General features: G+C 71.3%; 14 protein-coding genes. 6 read left to right on the top strand and 8 right to left on the bottom strand.

Annotated elements, in window-relative coordinates; genetic code table 11:
- The first annotated feature begins 24 nt into the window (after positions 1-24).
- A complete protein-coding gene (locus tag ACQPYZ_RS16555) occupies positions 25-954 on the top strand; it encodes a 1-phosphofructokinase family hexose kinase (protein WP_433169095.1) in 930 nt (309 codons plus the stop codon).
- On the top strand, positions 951-1,727 hold the full coding sequence (surE, locus tag ACQPYZ_RS16550) for a 5'/3'-nucleotidase SurE (protein ID WP_433169093.1): 777 nt from the start codon (positions 951-953) through the stop codon (positions 1,725-1,727). The genes ACQPYZ_RS16555 and surE overlap by 4 nt, the downstream gene beginning before the upstream one ends.
- A gap of 1 nt (position 1,728) precedes the next feature.
- On the opposite strand, the gene ACQPYZ_RS16545 is transcribed toward surE, so the two are convergent.
- From ACQPYZ_RS16545 to pgsA, 3 genes are read right to left on the bottom strand one after another with little or no spacing between them, the layout of a single operon-like run.
- Complete coding sequence (locus ACQPYZ_RS16545) at positions 1,729-2,829, bottom strand: glycosyltransferase family 4 protein (protein WP_433169091.1); 1,101 nt, start codon at positions 2,827-2,829, stop codon at positions 1,729-1,731.
- 21 nt (positions 2,830-2,850) lie between these two features.
- Positions 2,851-3,720: a phosphatidylinositol mannoside acyltransferase gene (locus ACQPYZ_RS16540; protein WP_433169089.1), complete on the bottom strand. Its 870-nt coding sequence runs from the start codon at positions 3,718-3,720 to the stop codon at positions 2,851-2,853.
- Positions 3,720-4,430: a phosphatidylinositol phosphate synthase gene (pgsA, locus tag ACQPYZ_RS16535; RefSeq protein ID WP_433169087.1), complete on the bottom strand. Its 711-nt coding sequence runs from the start codon at positions 4,428-4,430 to the stop codon at positions 3,720-3,722. The genes ACQPYZ_RS16540 and pgsA overlap by 1 nt, the downstream gene beginning before the upstream one ends.
- A 138-nt stretch (positions 4,431-4,568) precedes the next feature.
- Here pgsA and ACQPYZ_RS16530 point away from each other — a divergent pair, with 138 nt between their 5' ends.
- Positions 4,569-5,540, top strand: a complete 972-nt coding sequence (locus ACQPYZ_RS16530; protein WP_433169085.1) for a hypothetical protein — start codon at positions 4,569-4,571, stop codon at positions 5,538-5,540.
- A gap of 25 nt (positions 5,541-5,565) precedes the next feature.
- Here the strand turns inward: ACQPYZ_RS16530 and ACQPYZ_RS16525 are convergent, their stop codons facing one another.
- Complete coding sequence (locus tag ACQPYZ_RS16525) at positions 5,566-6,171, bottom strand: HIT family protein (protein ID WP_433169083.1); 606 nt, start codon at positions 6,169-6,171, stop codon at positions 5,566-5,568.
- On the bottom strand, positions 6,168-8,189 hold the full coding sequence (gene thrS / locus ACQPYZ_RS16520; RefSeq protein WP_433169081.1) for a threonine--tRNA ligase: 2,022 nt from the start codon (positions 8,187-8,189) through the stop codon (positions 6,168-6,170). Before thrS ends, ACQPYZ_RS16525 begins: the two co-directional genes overlap by 4 nt.
- A 220-nt stretch (positions 8,190-8,409) precedes the next feature.
- Between thrS and ACQPYZ_RS16515 the strand changes: the two genes are divergently transcribed.
- The 3 genes from ACQPYZ_RS16515 to ACQPYZ_RS16505 all read left to right on the top strand — a co-directional run bounded on the left by ACQPYZ_RS16515 (position 8,410) and on the right by ACQPYZ_RS16505 (position 10,752).
- Complete coding sequence (locus ACQPYZ_RS16515) at positions 8,410-9,321, top strand: ABC transporter ATP-binding protein (RefSeq protein WP_433169079.1); 912 nt, start codon at positions 8,410-8,412, stop codon at positions 9,319-9,321.
- Entirely contained in the window at positions 9,318-9,962 is a 645-nt protein-coding gene (locus ACQPYZ_RS16510) for a DedA family protein (RefSeq protein WP_433169077.1), read from the top strand. Before ACQPYZ_RS16515 ends, ACQPYZ_RS16510 begins: the two co-directional genes overlap by 4 nt.
- A 70-nt stretch (positions 9,963-10,032) precedes the next feature.
- Positions 10,033-10,752, top strand: coding sequence for an ABC transporter permease (locus tag ACQPYZ_RS16505; protein WP_433169075.1), 720 nt, complete (start codon positions 10,033-10,035; stop codon positions 10,750-10,752).
- A 54-nt stretch (positions 10,753-10,806) separates the two neighbouring features.
- On the opposite strand, the gene ACQPYZ_RS16500 is transcribed toward ACQPYZ_RS16505, so the two are convergent.
- The 3 genes from ACQPYZ_RS16500 to ACQPYZ_RS16490 all read right to left on the bottom strand — a co-directional run bounded on the left by ACQPYZ_RS16500 (position 10,807) and on the right by ACQPYZ_RS16490 (position 15,030).
- Positions 10,807-12,627 carry a MinD/ParA family ATP-binding protein gene (locus ACQPYZ_RS16500; RefSeq protein WP_433169074.1) on the bottom strand — a complete coding sequence of 607 codons (1,821 nt, stop codon included), beginning with the start codon at positions 12,625-12,627 and terminating at the stop codon, positions 10,807-10,809.
- Positions 12,628-12,785: 158 nt separating this feature from the next.
- Positions 12,786-13,454 (bottom strand): response regulator, encoded by a 669-nt coding sequence (locus ACQPYZ_RS16495; RefSeq protein WP_433169072.1) that lies wholly within the window; start codon positions 13,452-13,454, stop codon positions 12,786-12,788.
- 4 nt (positions 13,455-13,458) lie between these two features.
- A complete protein-coding gene (locus tag ACQPYZ_RS16490) occupies positions 13,459-15,030 on the bottom strand; it encodes a sensor histidine kinase (RefSeq protein ID WP_433169070.1) in 1,572 nt (523 codons plus the stop codon).

Genomic DNA, 15,030 nt, shown 5'->3' with positions numbered 1-15,030 from the left:
AGTCCCGGAGTGAGAGGAGTCCTGATGGGCGAGGGTGTGATGGTGTTCGCGCCGCTGCCGCAGCTGACCGTGACGGTCGAGCAGGTGAGCGACGAACCCGAGCTGCATCTGCACGCCGGCGGTCAGGGCCTGTGGCAGGCCCGGATGATCGCCTCCCTGGACGTCCCGGTGACGTTCTGCGCGGTCCTCGGCCGCGGCGAGATCGGCCGCACGCTGACGTCCCTGATCGAGGAGGAGGGCCTGCGGCTCAAGGCCGTCCGCCGCCACCTGGACAGTGGCTGGTACGTGCACGACCGGCGCGAGGACGAGCGCGAGGTCGTGGCCGAGAACCCGGGATCGCCGCTGGGCCGGCACGACGGCGACGAGCTGTACGCGCTGGCGCTGTCCGAGGGTCTCAAGTCCGACCTGTGCGTGCTGAGCGGAGCCGCCGACGCGTCGCTGGTGGATCCGGACACCTATCGCCGCCTGGGCAGCGACCTGCAGCGCAACGGCACTCCGATCGCCGCCGACCTGTGCGGCGACCATCTCGACGCGGTCCTGGACGCCAAGCCGGCGTTCATCAAGGTCAGCGACGAGGAGCTGCACGAGGACGGGCTGGCCGACAAGGAGGACGAGGCAACGATCGTGAAGGCGGCCCATCAGCTGGTCGAGCGAGGCGCGGACTGCGTGGTGATCAGCCGGGCGGAGAAGCCCGCGATCGCGCTGCTCGAGAACAAGGCGTACCGCGTCCTGCTGCCGGAGCTCAGCGTGCGCGAGCCCCGTGGTGCCGGCGACTCGATGACCGCCGGCGTCGTCGCCGTCCTGTCGAAGGGCGGGGACCTGCAGGAGGCAGTGCGCACCGGCGCGGCGGCGGGCGCGCTCAACGTCACCCGGCACGGGCTCGGGACCGGGCGGGCGGACGCGATCGCCGAGCTGGTCAAGCTCATCGAGCTCGAGCCGATGGAGTCGAAGTGAGCCGGGTCCTGATCACCAACGACGACGGCATTCACTCCCCCGGTCTGCGCGCGCTCGCCAAGGCGGCCGTCGACGAGGGCTTCGACGTCGTCGTCGCCGCGCCGTCCGAGGAGGCCAGCGGGGTGAGCGCGGCCCTGAGCGCCTACACCGACGACGGCCGGGTCGCGATCACCCACAACGACTTCGACGGCATCCCGGCGTACGGCGTGGCCGCCTCGCCGGCGTACATCGTCGTGCTCGCGACCCTCGACACCTTCGGGCCGGCTCCCGATCTGGTCCTGTCCGGCATCAACCGCGGCGCGAACGCGGGCCGGGCGATCCTCCACTCCGGCACCTGTGGCGCGGCCTTCACGGCGGCGGCGTACGGGATGCCCGCGATGGCCGCCTCGCTGGACGTGTTGTCCCCGCTCAGCGCCGAGCGCGGCGGCAACGCGCTGCAGGTCCTCGACGCGGCCAGCGACGAGGCACACCACTGGGCGACCGCCGCGCAGTACGTGCGCGACCTGCTGCCGAGGCTGCAGGAGCTGCGGGACGGCTACGTGCTCAACCTCAACGTGCCCGACCGGCCCGCCGAGGGTGTCAAGGGGCTCGAGACCGCCGTGCTCGCTCAGTTCGGCCAGGTGTCGATGGCTGTCGCCGAGTCCGGTCAGGACTTCGTCCGTACGTCGGTCGAGGAGAACCGCGACCGTGCCGACGACGGAACCGACCTTGCGCTGCTGACCGACGGCTACGCCACCCTGACCACCGTGCGCGCGGTCGCCGAACTGAGCTGACTCACCGTCCGGCGACCAGCTCGTAGACGGACAACAGCTCGGGCAGCAGCACCGACCAGTCGTAGCGCTGGACCGCGGTCAGCCCGGCGAGGCGGAGCTTGTAGCGCTCGTCCGGGCTGCTCAGGAGAAGGAGGGTACGGGCGGCCAACTCGCGGGCGTCGCCGGGCTCGAAGAGCTCGCCCAGCCGGCCGCCGTCGAGGACCTGACGGAAGGCGGCCAGGTCGCTCGCGAGCACCGGGGTGCCCGCGGCCATCGCCTCGAGCAGGACGATGCCGAAGCTCTCGCCGCCCAGATGCGGGGCGATGTACAGGTCGGAGCTGGCCAGCATGTCGGCGCGCTCGGCGTCGTCGATCGCGCCGAGGAACAGCACGTTGCCGCGGCAGTCTGCCGGCAACGACCGCCGGGCCTCGTCCGCCTGACCGGTCCCGGCGACCAGGATCTTCAGGTGAGGCCGTTCCGCGACCAGCGCAGGGACCGCGGCCAGCAGGACGCCGAGACCCTTGCGTGGTTCGTCCATCCGGCCGAGGAAGCTGATCGTGCCGTCGCCGCCCTGCCACTCCGGGCGCGGGTCGCCCTGAAAGCGGTCGACGTACAGCCCGTTCGGGATGACGACGGCCTCGCCGCCGATGTGCTGGACCATCATCGAGCGGGCGTTCTCCGAGACTGCGATCCGGGCGTCGATCTTCTCCAGGGCCGGCCGCAGCAGCCCGGCCGCTGCGCTCATCGCGCGGGACCGGACCTGCCAGGTGTGGAAGGTGGCGACGAACGGCCCACCGGCCGACCACAGCGCGATGATCGACGCGCTCGGTGTCGTCGGCTCGTGCACGTGGACCACGTCGAAGCGCCCCTCGGCCAGCCAGCTCTTCACCCGGGCGGCGGTCCGTGGACCGAACGTGACGCGGGCGACCGAGCCGTTGTACGGGACGCCGACCGCCCGGCCGGACGAGACGACGTACGGCGGGACCGCGTCGGTGTCGTCGACCGGCGCGAGGACGGAGACCTCGTGGCCTACCGCGAGCAGCGCCTCGGCGAGGTCGCGGACGTGGTTCTGCACCCCGCCGGGCGTGCCCAGCGAGTACGGGCACACCACGCCGATCCTCACGGGACGATTCTCACCCGTCCGTCACTCGTCGAGGAAAATCCTCTGCAACATGTGCCAGTCCTCCGGGTGGGCGGCGATGCCCTTGGCGAACGCGTCGGCACACCGCTGGGTCATCGCGGCGGCACCGCCCTCTGTGTCGACCGTGTCGTGGAAGGTGATCACCAGGTCCGGTCCGTCGTAGTGCAGGGTCGCCGGGATCAGCGGGGCCCCGGTCCGCAAGCTCAGCGCGGCCGGGCCGGCCGGCATCCGGGACGGCCGGCCGAAGAAGGTGACCGGGACGCCACGCTCCGACAGGTCGCGGTCGGCGACCAGGCAGACGAACCCGCCGGCCCGCAGCCGTTCCGCCAGTACGGCGGCCACATCGCCGTTACCGCCGGTCAGCGGGAGGACCTCCATCCCCAGCTTCTTGCGGTAGGCAATGAAACGGTCGAACAGCGACTCCGGCCGCAGCCGCTCCGCCACCGTCGACACCGGCATCCCGGTCCGGCCGGCCCAGGCGCCCGCATGGTCGTAGTTGGCCAGGTGCGGCAGCGCGCAGATCACCCCACGGCCGGCGGCGTACGCGTCCCGCAGCAGCTTCTCGTTGACCGTCCGTACCCGGCCGACGATCTCGTCGTCGGTCCACTCGGGCAGCCGGAACGCCTCCTGCCAGTAGCGCAGGTACGACCGCATGCCCGCGCGGGTCAGGGCGTCCAGCTCGGCCGGCGTCGCGTCCGGACGGACCACGGCCAGGTTGCCGCGCAACCGCCGTACGCCCCGGCCGTTGCGGCGGACGACCTGGTCCGCGGCTTGGCGGAAGAGCCAGGTGACGGTCCGTTCCGGCAGGCGCCGTACCAGGCCCCAGGCCAGGGCGAAGGCCAGGTCGACCGCTCGCTGGCGAAGACCGTCCATCAGCTCGTGGCGTCAGGCTCGGCCGGAGGGGTCGTCGGCGGTGTCGATGGCGGCGTGGCCGGCGGGGTGGCCGGCGGCGTGTCCAGGCCGGCGTTCGCCGGGTCGGCGAGGACCTGCTTGCGCACCGACAGCGAACGCTGGATCACCGTGATCGTGCTGGCGATCGCGAGCGCCCAGAGGACGATCTGGAGCAGGATCGGCAGGTCGAGTACGTCGGAGAAGAACGCGACCACCAGCACCGAGACCAGCCGGTCGGCCCGCTCGGCCAGTCCCCCGCTCGCCTTCAGCCCGAGGCTCTCCGCCTTGGCCCGGGCGTACGACGTGGTCGCGCCCATCACCAGCGCCCACAGCGTCACCGCGGCCATCAGCGTCGAGTCGCCGGCGTTCGCGTTGGCGTAGTACATCACCAGGCCGCCGAAGATCGCGCCGTCGCCGAGCCGGTCGAGGGTCGAGTCCAGGTACGAGCCCCACTTCGACGACGTCCCCGACGTCCGCGCCATGTAGCCGTCGATCAGGTCGGAGAACACGAAGCAGGTGATGACCAGTACACCCAGCCACAACTGGCCGCGCGGGAAGAAGATCAGCGCACCGGCGGACACCCCGATGGTGCCCACCAGCGTCACCACGTCGGCACTCACGCCGAGCTTGAGCAGGAGGTTGGCGATCGGGGTGATCACCTTGGTCCAGAACTGCCGGAATCTGTTAAGCATGGCGACGCGATCGTAGTCGAGCCGGATCACCGTCCGGTCACACACCACCCAACCGGCGGCCTCCGGGCCGTGAAGAACCTGCGCGCGAGCCGGTTTCGCGCGATGCTGGAACCAGCACGGTGAGGTTGGAGGTGCTGCATGCGACGGCGATCCGGACGGCTCCGCACGGTCGCCTGTGTGCTCGCCCTCGCGCTGGTCGCGTCGGCCTGCTCGGTGGCCCGGCGCGCCGACGGCACCCGGCCGGTCCCCAGCACCTCCCCGGCGCCGGCCGTCGTCCCGACCGTGGTCGCCCCTCCCCAGGCCGAAGGGCTCGACGGTACGGCGGGCGCGCCCGGACCGCAGGTCTGTACGGCGATCACCCGCACGCTGACGGCATCACTCGGAGTCACCGTCGCCGCCAACCCGGCAGCGTGGAACGACGGCGGCTTGCCCGCGCTGGACCTCTGCACGCTGCTGGTCGACCGCCGGCCGGTGACGATCGGCGTCAGCGCACTCGCCCGGCAGTCCGACTCGCTCGACCGGCTCCTGGCCGGTGCCGGCTCGCCCGAGCCGTTGCCCGAGCTCGGCCCGGAAGCCCGGATCGCCGAGTCCCGGATCGTCTTCCCGGTCGGTGATCGAGCGGTCCGGATCACGCCGGCCGGCGGAATCGACCGCAGTACGGCGACCGGGCTCGACCGGGCCAAGGCGGTGGCGATCGCGGTGGCCACGCGGGACGCCGTACCGAAGACGCTCCGGAACGCCCGGCAGTCGGACGCCGCGTGCCAGGTGTCGAACTCGGCGGCCGAGCGGTTCGTCGGGGCACACGTCCAGCTGCGCAGGGACTACCGGGTGGGCGGTGCGCTGACCTGCATCTGGGGGACGTACGACGCCACCGTGGCGATCGTCGAGGCGTTCGGCCAGGTGACGATCCCGGAGGCGGACCGAGTGCCGCCGCCACGCCTCGCCCCGCTCGGCCGGCCCGGCTACTACCTGCCCGACGAGGGCGAGCTGGTGTTCCGCCAGGGTCGCCGGGTCGTCCGCGTCACCGGCCTGACCAACCCACCCCGGGAGGTCTCCCTCGAAACCCTCCTCGGCATCGTCGATCCACTCCTCCCCCTGTTCCTCCGCTGACGCCGGCAGGTTTCCGATCCGTCGTTCACGGCTCGCTCGGCCAGGACTTGGCCAGCAGGGCCCGGGTGTCCGGGAGGAGTTGCGGGAGGACCTTCGTGTGCGCGATCGCGGGCATGAAGTTCGTGTCGCCGGACCAGCGGGGTACGACGTGCTGGTGCAGGTGGGCCGCGATCCCGGCGCCCGCGATCTCGCCCTGGTTCATACCGATGTTGAAACCGTGCGCGCCCGAGACCGTCCGGATCGCGTGCATCGCCTGCCGGGTGAGCGTGGCGACGTCAGCGACCTCGGCCGCGGTCAGCTCGGTGTAGTCCGCGACGTGCCGGTAGGGCACGACCATCAGGTGGCCGGGGTTGTACGGGTACAGGTTCAGCACTGCGTACGCCGAGCCGCCGCGGTGCACGATCAGCGCGTCGCTGTCCGGCAGTCCGGGCAGCCGGCAGAACGGGCACCCGGACCCGGCCGCGTCGCTGGTCGGCTTGTTCTCACCCTCGATGTACGCCATCCGGTGCGGCGTCCACAGCCGCATGAACGGATCCGGCACCCCGACCCCGTCCTGCGCCACCACTTCGTCCGGCACGTACGGCGAGTCCGGCGCGCCCGCGTCGGCCGGCTGGTCGGGGGTGTCCGTCATACCTGGACGCGCTTCGCGACTGCCTCGACGATCTCGGCGATCGCGTCGGCGATCGGTACGCCGTTCTTCTGCGAACCGTCCCGGTAGCGGAACGACACCGAGCCGGCCGCCATGTCGTCGTCACCGGCGATCAGCATGAACGGCACCTTGGCCTTCTGCGCGTTCCGGATCTTCTTCTGCATCCGGTCGTCGGAGGCGTCCACCTCGATCCGGACACCCTGGGCCTTCAGTTGCGCGGCGACGTCGTACAGGTAGTCGACGTGTCCGTCGGTGACCGGGATGCCGACCACCTGGACCGGGGCCAGCCAGGGCGGGAAGACGCCGGCGTAGTGCTCGGTGAGCACGGCGACGAACCGCTCGATCGAGCCGAACAGCGCGCGGTGGATCATCACCGGCCGCTGCCGGGACCCGTCGGGCGCGGTGTACTCCAGCTCGAACCGCTCCGGCAGGTTGAAGTCCAGCTGGATCGTCGACATCTGCCAGGTCCGGCCGATCGCGTCCTTGGCCTGGACGGAGATCTTCGGACCGTAGAACGCGGCGCCGCCCGGATCCGGGACCAGCTCGAGACCGGAGCCCTCGGCAACTTCCCGTAGGGTCTCGGTGGCCTCGTCCCAGACCTCGTCGGAGCCGACGAACTTGTCCGGGTTCTTCGTGGACAGCTCGAGATAGAAGTCGTCCAGGCCGTAGTCGGCGAGCAACCCGAGCACGAACGTCAGCAGGTTGCGCAGCTCGTCGCGCATCTGCTCGCGGGTGCAGTAGATGTGCGCGTCGTCCTGGGTGAAGCCGCGGGCCCGGGTCATCCCGTGCACGACGCCGGACTTCTCCATCCGGTAGACCGTGCCGAACTCGAACAGCCGCAGCGGGAGCTCCCGGTACGACCGGCCGCGGGCGGCGTAGATCAGGTTGTGCATCGGGCAGTTCATCGGCTTGAGGTAGTAGTCCTGCCCCTGCTTGCGCAGCTGCCCGTCCGCGCCGCGCTCCTCGTCCAGGTGCATGGGCGGATACATGCCGTCGGCGTACCAGTCGAGGTGGCCGGAGGTCTGGAACAGCTGCCCCTTGGTGATGTGCGGCGAGTAGACGAACTCGTAGCCGTCCTCGACGTGCCGCTGGCGGGAGTAGTCCTCCATCACCTTGCGCAGCACGCCGCCCTTCGGGTGGAACACCGCGAGGCCGGAGCCGATCTCGTCCGGGAAGCTGAACAGGTCGAGCTCGGTGCCGAGCTTGCGGTGGTCGCGCTTGGCCGCCTCCTCCAGGCGGGTCAGGTACGCCTTGAGCTCGTCGCGGGACTCCCACGCGGTGCCGTAGATCCGCTGGAGCTGCGGGTTCTTCTCGCTGCCCCGCCAGTACGCCGCGGCCGTCCGCATCAGCTTGAAGTTGCCGAGGTACCCGGTCGCGGGCACGTGCGGACCGCGGCACAGGTCCTTCCAGGCGACGGAGTCGTCGCGCCGGAGGTTGTCGTAGATCGTCAGCTCACCGCCGCCGACCTCCACCGACGCGCCCTCGGCCGCGTCCGCCGCGGACCCCTTGATGCCGATCAGCTCGAGCTTGTACGGCTCGGCCGCGAGCTCGGAACGGGCGTCGTCGTCGGCGACCACCCGGCGGCTGAACCGCTGCCGCTCCTTGATGATCTGCTGCATCTTCTTCTCGAGCTTGCCCAGGTCGTCCGGCGTGAACGGCGTCGGTACGTCGAAGTCGTAGTAGAACCCGTTCTCCACCGGCGGGCCGATGCCCAGCTTCGCCTCCGGGAACAGCTCCTGCACCGCCTGCGCGAGGACGTGGGCGGTCGAGTGCCGGATGATCGCGCGGCCGTCCTCCGAGCCGGCCCTCACCGGCTCGATCTCGTCACCGTCCGCGACCACCCGGGACAGGTCGCGCAGCTCGCCGTTGACCCGGGCCGCGATGGCGGAGCGGTCCTGGCCGAAGATCCCGGCGAACAGCTCCCCGATCGTGGTCGTCTCGGTCACACTCCGCTCAGCCTCGCCCTCGACGCCGATCAGATGGACCTTGACTTCCGACACGTTCACTCCTCAGAGACGGTGGTGCTTCAGGCGGCCCGCGGAACTGCCGGCCGGTCACGCACAGATGGTATCCACTCCACCGCGCTCGCCCGACGGCGTATCCACAGGTCCGGGAACACCTGACGAAAGTAGGGGGTAGGACCAGCCGACCGCCGGATGTGGAGCAGGGGCCGGAGTTCCTAGGTTCGAGTCGACACTGCGAACCAGGAGGGGCTCCGGCGTGATCACGCTCGAAGGACTCAGCAAGAGGTACGGCGACACCGTGGCGGTGGACTCGCTCGACCTCACCGTCGCGCCCGGCCGGGTCACCGGCTTCCTGGGCCCGAACGGTGCGGGCAAGTCGACCACTATGAGGATGATTCTGGGACTCGACACCCCGACGGAGGGCACCGCGCTGGTCGACGGACGCCCGTACGCCGCCTGGCCGAAGCCACTCGCCAAGGTCGGCGCGCTGCTCGACGCCAAGGCGCTGCACCCGCGCCGGAGCGCCCGCAACCACCTGGTCGCGATGGCCCAGAGCAACGGCATCCCGGTCAGCCGCGTCGACGAGGTGCTGTCGATCGTCGGCCTGGACTCGGTCACCCGGAAGCGGGCCGGCGAGTTCTCGCTCGGGATGGGCCAGCGGCTCGGCATCGCGGGCGCGCTGCTCGGCGACCCCGAGGTGCTGATGTTCGACGAGCCCGTGAACGGCCTCGACCCGGACGGCGTCCGCTGGGTACGCCGCCTGATGCGCTCGCTAGCCGCCGAGGGGCGGACCGTGTTCGTGTCGAGCCATCTGATGAGCGAGATGCAGCTGACCGCCGACCAGCTCGTGGTGATCGGCCGTGGGCGGCTGATCGCCGACGCGCCCGTCGCCGAGGTGATCGCGGGAGCCTCCCGGACGACGGTCGTCGTCCGGGTGCCGGACAGCGCGCAGCTCGCCGTACTGCGGGAGCGGCTGACCGCGGAGGCCGAGCGGGTGGAGTCGACGGACGACCGGCTGATGCTGACCGGCGTACCGGCGGAGCGGGTGGGTGACCTGGCGCACGAGCTCGGTGTGCGGCTGCACCAGCTCCACACCGAGCACGCGTCGCTGGAAGAGGCGTACATGGAGCTCACCGCCGACAGCGTCGAGTACGGCGTGGTGTCATGACCGACGCGATCCTGCACTTCACCGAGGAGCTGATGTCGTCGTGGTGGATCTACCTGGCGCTGTGGGGGTTCGCGGCGCTGGACGGGTTCTTCCCGGCGGTTCCGAGCGAGACGCTCGTCGTCACCGCCGGAGTCTTCGCGGCCACCGGTGAACCGGCGCTGTGGGGCGTCATCGTGGTCGCCGCGGCCGGAGCCTTCGTCGGCGACCACGTGTCCTACGCACTGGGCCGGGGAGCCGGCGGTCGACTGCTCGACCGCCTCCAGCCAGGCACCAAGCGGTACGCCATGAGTCTCTGGGCCCAGCGAGCGCTCGCCGAGCGCGGCGGACTGGTCCTGGTCGTGGCCCGGTACATCCCGGGCGGCCGCACCGCCGTCACGCTGACCATGGGCTCGGTGCGCTACCCGCTTCGCAAGTTCTCGTTCTTCGCCGGGCTCGCGGCGATCAGCTGGGGCGTGTACTGCGCTCTGGTCGGCTACCTCGGCGGCAAGGCCTTCGAGGACAACCCGCTCAAGGGCGTCGCCCTCGGCATCGGCCTGGCCCTGGTGGTCACGCTGATCGTCGAGCTCGTCCGGCACCGACTCCGCAAGCGTCAGTCTCAGGCTCAGGTCGAGCCTGAGCTCGTAGAAGCAGGTGAAAGATGACCACGGCAACCGTCACTCTCAGGTCGAGCTCCCGGCTCGCCGACGGAGTGCGCTCCGAATCCACCAAGCTGTGGACCGTCCGGTCGACCTGGACGAACCTCGCGTCCCCTTCGCGCTGACGGTCCTGCTGGGCCTTCAGTTCGGCCTGGGTACGGCGTACGACAACGACCACCCGGAGCCCGGACAGATCGTCGGGCCGACTCCGATCGGCGAGTTCGGGATCCAGGCCGCCCTCTTCCTCCAGGTGGTCGTGGCGGCGTTCGCGTTGCTTCCCGTGACCTCGGAGTACGCCACCGGCAGCATCCGGTCGACGCTGCAGTGGACCCCGGTACGGCGGAACGTCGTACTCGCGAAGGCGGTCGTGCTGGCGCCGGTGCTGTTCGTCTACGGGCTCGTGCTCGCGGCGGTGGCCGCTGTCTCGGGTGGCGTGATGGCGGGCAGGTGGGCCGACTGGGACGCGGGCCTGCTCGTGACGGACCTGCTGTCGGTCGCCTTCTACCTGACGCTCGCCGGCCTGTTCTCACTCGGGATCGCGTGGATCATCCGCAGTACGGCAGGCACGCTCACCGCAGCCTTCCTCCTGCTGATGGTGCTCCCGCTCATGCTCGGCCAGAGCGGCCTCCGCCCCCTCGTCTGGACCGCCGCCCTCCTCCCCGGCGGCGCCGGCCAGAACTTCCTGAGCGGCACCACCGACCCCATCTCCCCCACCCTCAGCGTCCTGGTCCTCCTCGCCTGGGTAGCCGCCGCCCTCTACGCCGGCACCCGAACCCTCACCCACCGCGACGCCTGACAGCGCGAAGTCGCCCGGTCCCTCGAGGGACCGGGCGACTTCTTCGTTCGGGACTCAGCGGGGGACGTTGAGGGCGATGGTGATTTGTTCGGAGACCTTGGCTGCGAGTTCGAGGGCGGCGCGGCGGGTGGTCGGCTGGAGGGCGGAGTGGTCGAGCGGGCCCTCGGCGGCGATGTGCTGGTCGGTCGGGATGTCGACCACGGCGGCCGCGCGCGACTCGAAGTACGGCCGGAGCTGCTTCTCGACCTCCTTGTTCACGTCGCCGGGACCGTTCGAGACCGCGATCACCGCGCGCCGGATCAGCCGCTGCGCCTCGGGGCCCTGGTTGTCCAGCTCCTCGAGCATCTGCACGGCGGCCGCGCAGGACAGGCTCTTCCACTTGATCGGGATGACGAGGGCGTCGGCCGCCTTCATCGCCTCGCGCCAGTTGCTGGAGCCCTCGTTGTTGCCGGTGTCGATCACCAGCACCTTGTAGAACCGGCTCAGCAGCCGGTGGATCTGGTCGAAGTCCTTCGCCTCGATCTGCGCGTACGTCGTGGTCGCGGACGTCAGCACGTCGTACTGCCCGGCCACCTGGTGCCGCAGGTACGCCGCGACGTCGCCGAGCCGGGCGTCCGGCTGGGTCAGCATCGGCATCGCCTGCAGCATGTCCGTCACGGTCGAGCGGCTGTTGGTGTCGTGCGTGCGCAGGTGCATGTTGCCGCGCAGCTCGTTGTTGTCCCAGGCGACCACCCCGCCGCCGCGGGCCTGACCCAGCGCACCGGCGAGCAGCAGCGTGGTCGGCGTCTTGCCGGAGCCGCCCTTGGGGTTCGCGACCACGACGGTGACCGGCCGCCGGAACGCGGTCGCCGCGGTCGCCCGCGCGATCCGCTCCATCCGCTCGGCACTGCCAGGGCGCAACCGCAGCACACTGCGTACGCCGCGCTCGGCCGGAGCCTCCCGCGGGAGCGGCAGCGCCTGGATCAGCTCGTCGGTCCGGTACGACACCTCGCGCTGCTGCGGCGGGTGCTGGCCGGGAATGCCCTGCGGGAAGAAGTGCTGCGCGGCCGGGGACAGGCCTCCCTGAGCGGGCGCGCCGCCGGACGGGCTGCCGTGACCGGAGCCGTGGAACGACGAGCCACCGAACACCGGAGCGCCACCCTCGGCCGAACCACCGGCCGCACCGGCATCCCCGGCGCCCGCACTGCCGTAGCCACCCGCACCACCCGAACCCGCACTGCCTGCAGCGGCACCGCCGGCACCGGCCGATCCTGCACTGCCCGCGCCGGCACCGCCTGAGCCGGCCTGGCTCGAGCCCGCATAGTCCGAGCCCGCACGGCCGGAGCCCGCGTAGTCCGAGCCTGCATGGCCCGAGGCCGCGCTTCCTGCGCCCGAGCCGGCCGTGCTTGCACTGCCCGATCCGAGACCGCCCGCGCCCGCACCGCCCCCGCCCGCACCGCTCGCGTTCGCACTGCCCGAGCCGAGACCGCCCGCGCCTGCACCGCCTGTGCCTGTGGCGCTCGTGCTCTGGTCCTCGTCCCGCTCGCCACCACCGGCGGTGTGGTCGGCGTCGTCGTACTCGTCCGATTCAGGCTGGGTCCAGGTGGTGCCGGTGTCGGCCGCCGGCTGCGTCCAGGACGGGGAAGGCGGCGGCGGGTTCTGCGGCTGGGCCCAGGGGGCGGACTGCTGGGCCGGCCGGGACCAGGCGTCGCCGGGGAACTCCCCGGACAGCGCGTCCGGCTTCTCCTCGTGCTCGTCCGTCGACTCGGCGTCGCGGCCGGGCACCGGGTTCGGGTCCGGCTGGGTCCAGGAGGGGGTCGGTTGCCACATTCTCCGGACCTCGGCCGCCGCCGCTTCCCGGTCCTTGTGCTGTCCGGAGTTGTGCGAGTCGGTCACGACCTGGATCCCCGATTCTGTGAGAGGGGGCCGCCTGGCCCCAGAGGCTGCTGGTGTCGAGTCCGGGAGGTGAGGCCCCGGCGAAGGTCCACTATCCCATGAGCGGGTGTCCACACGGTGTCACCACCCGGAGCGTCGTACCAGCACCTCAGCGCCGGTCATCGACCGGCGACCAGACCCGCTTCGTAGGCGACGATCGCGGCCTGGACCCGGTTCTTCACGCCGAGCCGCAGCAGGACGGCGCTGACGTACGCCTTGACCGTGCCCTCGACCAGGAACAGCCGCTGCGCGATCTCGGCGTTGGACAGGCCCGCACCAAGCAGCCCCAGCACTTCGAGCTCGCGCGGGCTGAGGACGGCGACCTGCTCCTTGGCGGCCGCGGCCCGGGCCATCGCACCGCCGCCAGAACCGGAACTCAGCTCCGCGATCACCCGCTGGGCCACCCGGGGTGACAGGAAGGCAGCGCCTTCCGCGACAGCCTTCAGACCCGCGATCAGCTCGCGCGGATCGCCCGACTTGAGCAGGAAGCCGCTCGCGCCGTCGCCGAGAGCGCGGGCGATGTACGCGTCCTCCGAGAACGTCGTCAGGATCACCACCGCCGTCTCCGGTGTCGACCGCTTGATCTCGGCGCCGGCGGCGAGCCCGTCCATCCGCGGCATCCGGATGTCGAGCACGGCCACGTCCGGCCGGTGCCGCCGGACCGCCTCCACCGCCTCGAGCCCGTCGGCTGCCTCGGCGACGACCTCGATCTCGCCGTCGGTGCTCAGGATCGCCTTCACCCCGGCGCGCACCATCGCCTCATCATCGGCCAGCAGAACCCTGATCACGCGCTCATCCTGTCTCGGTTGTCGGAGGAACGGAGCCGGTCTGGACCACGGCCTTGGCGACCAGGGCTCCGCCGGCGAAGCAGAGCCGGTAGGCGTAGTTGATCGAGAACGGGCCGTCCGGGCGGTAGTAGCGGCAACTCCAGCCGGCCGGTGGCGTGTACCTCTCCTCCGGAGCGTCGATCATCTGCATCGCGGGCAGCACCTTCTCCACCTCGTGCTCGGGCTGCCCGATGGTCAGGCCTTCGTACACGCCGGGCCGCAGGATCGAGCTGTAGCCGGCGATCAGGTAGTAGCCCATGGCAATCACGCCGACCACCGCGCCGAGCACCACCGGTGCGGCCACGGCCGTGATCAGGCCGCGCCGGACAGTACGCCGTACCGTCGCACGCTCGGCCGCCGCGCTCGACACCGGGGCTTCCTCCGGCTCCGGCCGACCGCCTGCTCGCGGCATCGTCGCCACCACCTCGAACCCGCCGCGGTACGGACAGGCCGTCAGCGTGCCGCCCGCCAACCGCACCCGCTCACGCAGCCCGTCCAACCCCCGCCCGGAGGACGGCACCGACGACGGCACGGGCCGCACTGCCCCCGTGTCGACAATCCGCACGCGTACGTCGTCCTGACGCGACGTCACCGTCACGGTCACGGACGCACCGGGCGCGTGCTTGCTCGCGTTCGTCAGCGACTCCTGGACGACGCGGTGCACCGCCCGGTCCACCATCGGCGACAACTCGGCATCGCCCTCCTGGACCAGCCGGACCGACAGGCCCGATGCGGCCGCACGGTCGACCAGCGACGCCACGCTCTCGTCCCGCGGGACCAGCGGCGCCTCGGCATCCCGCAGTACGCCGATGATGTCGCCCAGCCGGTCGGTCGCCGTACCGGCCATCTCCCGCAGCTCGGACGCGGCCCGGCGGTGCTCCTCCGGCAGCGACGGATCCAGCTCCAGCGCCGCCGCCCGCAGCGCGATCAGGCTCAGCTCGTGGCCGACCGAGTCGTGCATGTCCTGGGCGATCCGGGACCGCTCCCGCAGGCGCTCCTGGTCGATCGCCATCCGGTGCTCGCGCTCGATCCGCTCGGCCCGGTCCCACCCGGCGGAGACAAGCAACGCCTGCTGCGCCCGGTAGCGGCCGATCAGCCACGGCAGGACGACCAACAGGAGGGCGAGCAGGAGCATCACCAGCCAGGTCAGCACCGCCTCGGTCGCCTGGAGCTCGCGGCGCACGATCAGGCTGAGCACCAGCATCCCGACCAGTGACCAGCTGCAGACCAGGACGAAGTGCTTCACCTGCGTCGCCCGCCGGCCGGCCAGATACGCCAGCAGCGTGATCGCCGGCACCAATGCGATCTGGACGCCGTTCGTGGTGCCGAGCGCGAACGCGAGGATGACGATCTCCGCCCACGCGACGACCGTGAACGCCAGCAGCGGCCGGACCCGGCGGAAGAACACGCCGACGAACAACACGGCGAAGCAGGCGGCCTGCAGCCAGTACGGGTCGCTGCGGGCGCCGCTCTCCGCTAGCACAAGGAAGCACAGGACGGCCCAGAGGCCGAGGTCTCCCGCGCGTCGCCAGCTCAT

It is taken from the genome of Kribbella sp. CA-247076 (genome assembly GCF_050942445.1).
GTDB lineage: Bacteria > Actinomycetota > Actinomycetes > Propionibacteriales > Kribbellaceae > Kribbella.
Note: the sequence above shows the minus strand (reverse complement) of the source record. Positions and strands in the feature narration are given on the sequence as shown.

What these genes read in the sequence shown, in the direction of transcription:
- ACQPYZ_RS16555 (WP_433169095.1), top strand. Translation starts at nt 25, where the DNA reads ATGGGCGAGGGTGTGATGGTGTTCGCGCCGCTGCCGCAGCTGACCGTG.
- ACQPYZ_RS16540 (WP_433169089.1), bottom strand. Translation starts at nt 3,720, where the DNA reads ATGGACGGTCTTCGCCAGCGAGCGGTCGACCTGGCCTTCGCCCTGGCC.
- pgsA (WP_433169087.1), bottom strand. Translation starts at nt 4,430, where the DNA reads ATGCTTAACAGATTCCGGCAGTTCTGGACCAAGGTGATCACCCCGATC.
- ACQPYZ_RS16530 (WP_433169085.1), top strand. Translation starts at nt 4,569, where the DNA reads ATGCGACGGCGATCCGGACGGCTCCGCACGGTCGCCTGTGTGCTCGCC.
- ACQPYZ_RS16525 (WP_433169083.1), bottom strand. Translation starts at nt 6,171, where the DNA reads ATGACGGACACCCCCGACCAGCCGGCCGACGCGGGCGCGCCGGACTCG.
- ACQPYZ_RS16510 (WP_433169077.1), top strand. Translation starts at nt 9,318, where the DNA reads ATGACCGACGCGATCCTGCACTTCACCGAGGAGCTGATGTCGTCGTGG.
- ACQPYZ_RS16490 (WP_433169070.1), bottom strand. Translation starts at nt 15,030, where the DNA reads ATGAGCTGGCGACGCGCGGGAGACCTCGGCCTCTGGGCCGTCCTGTGC.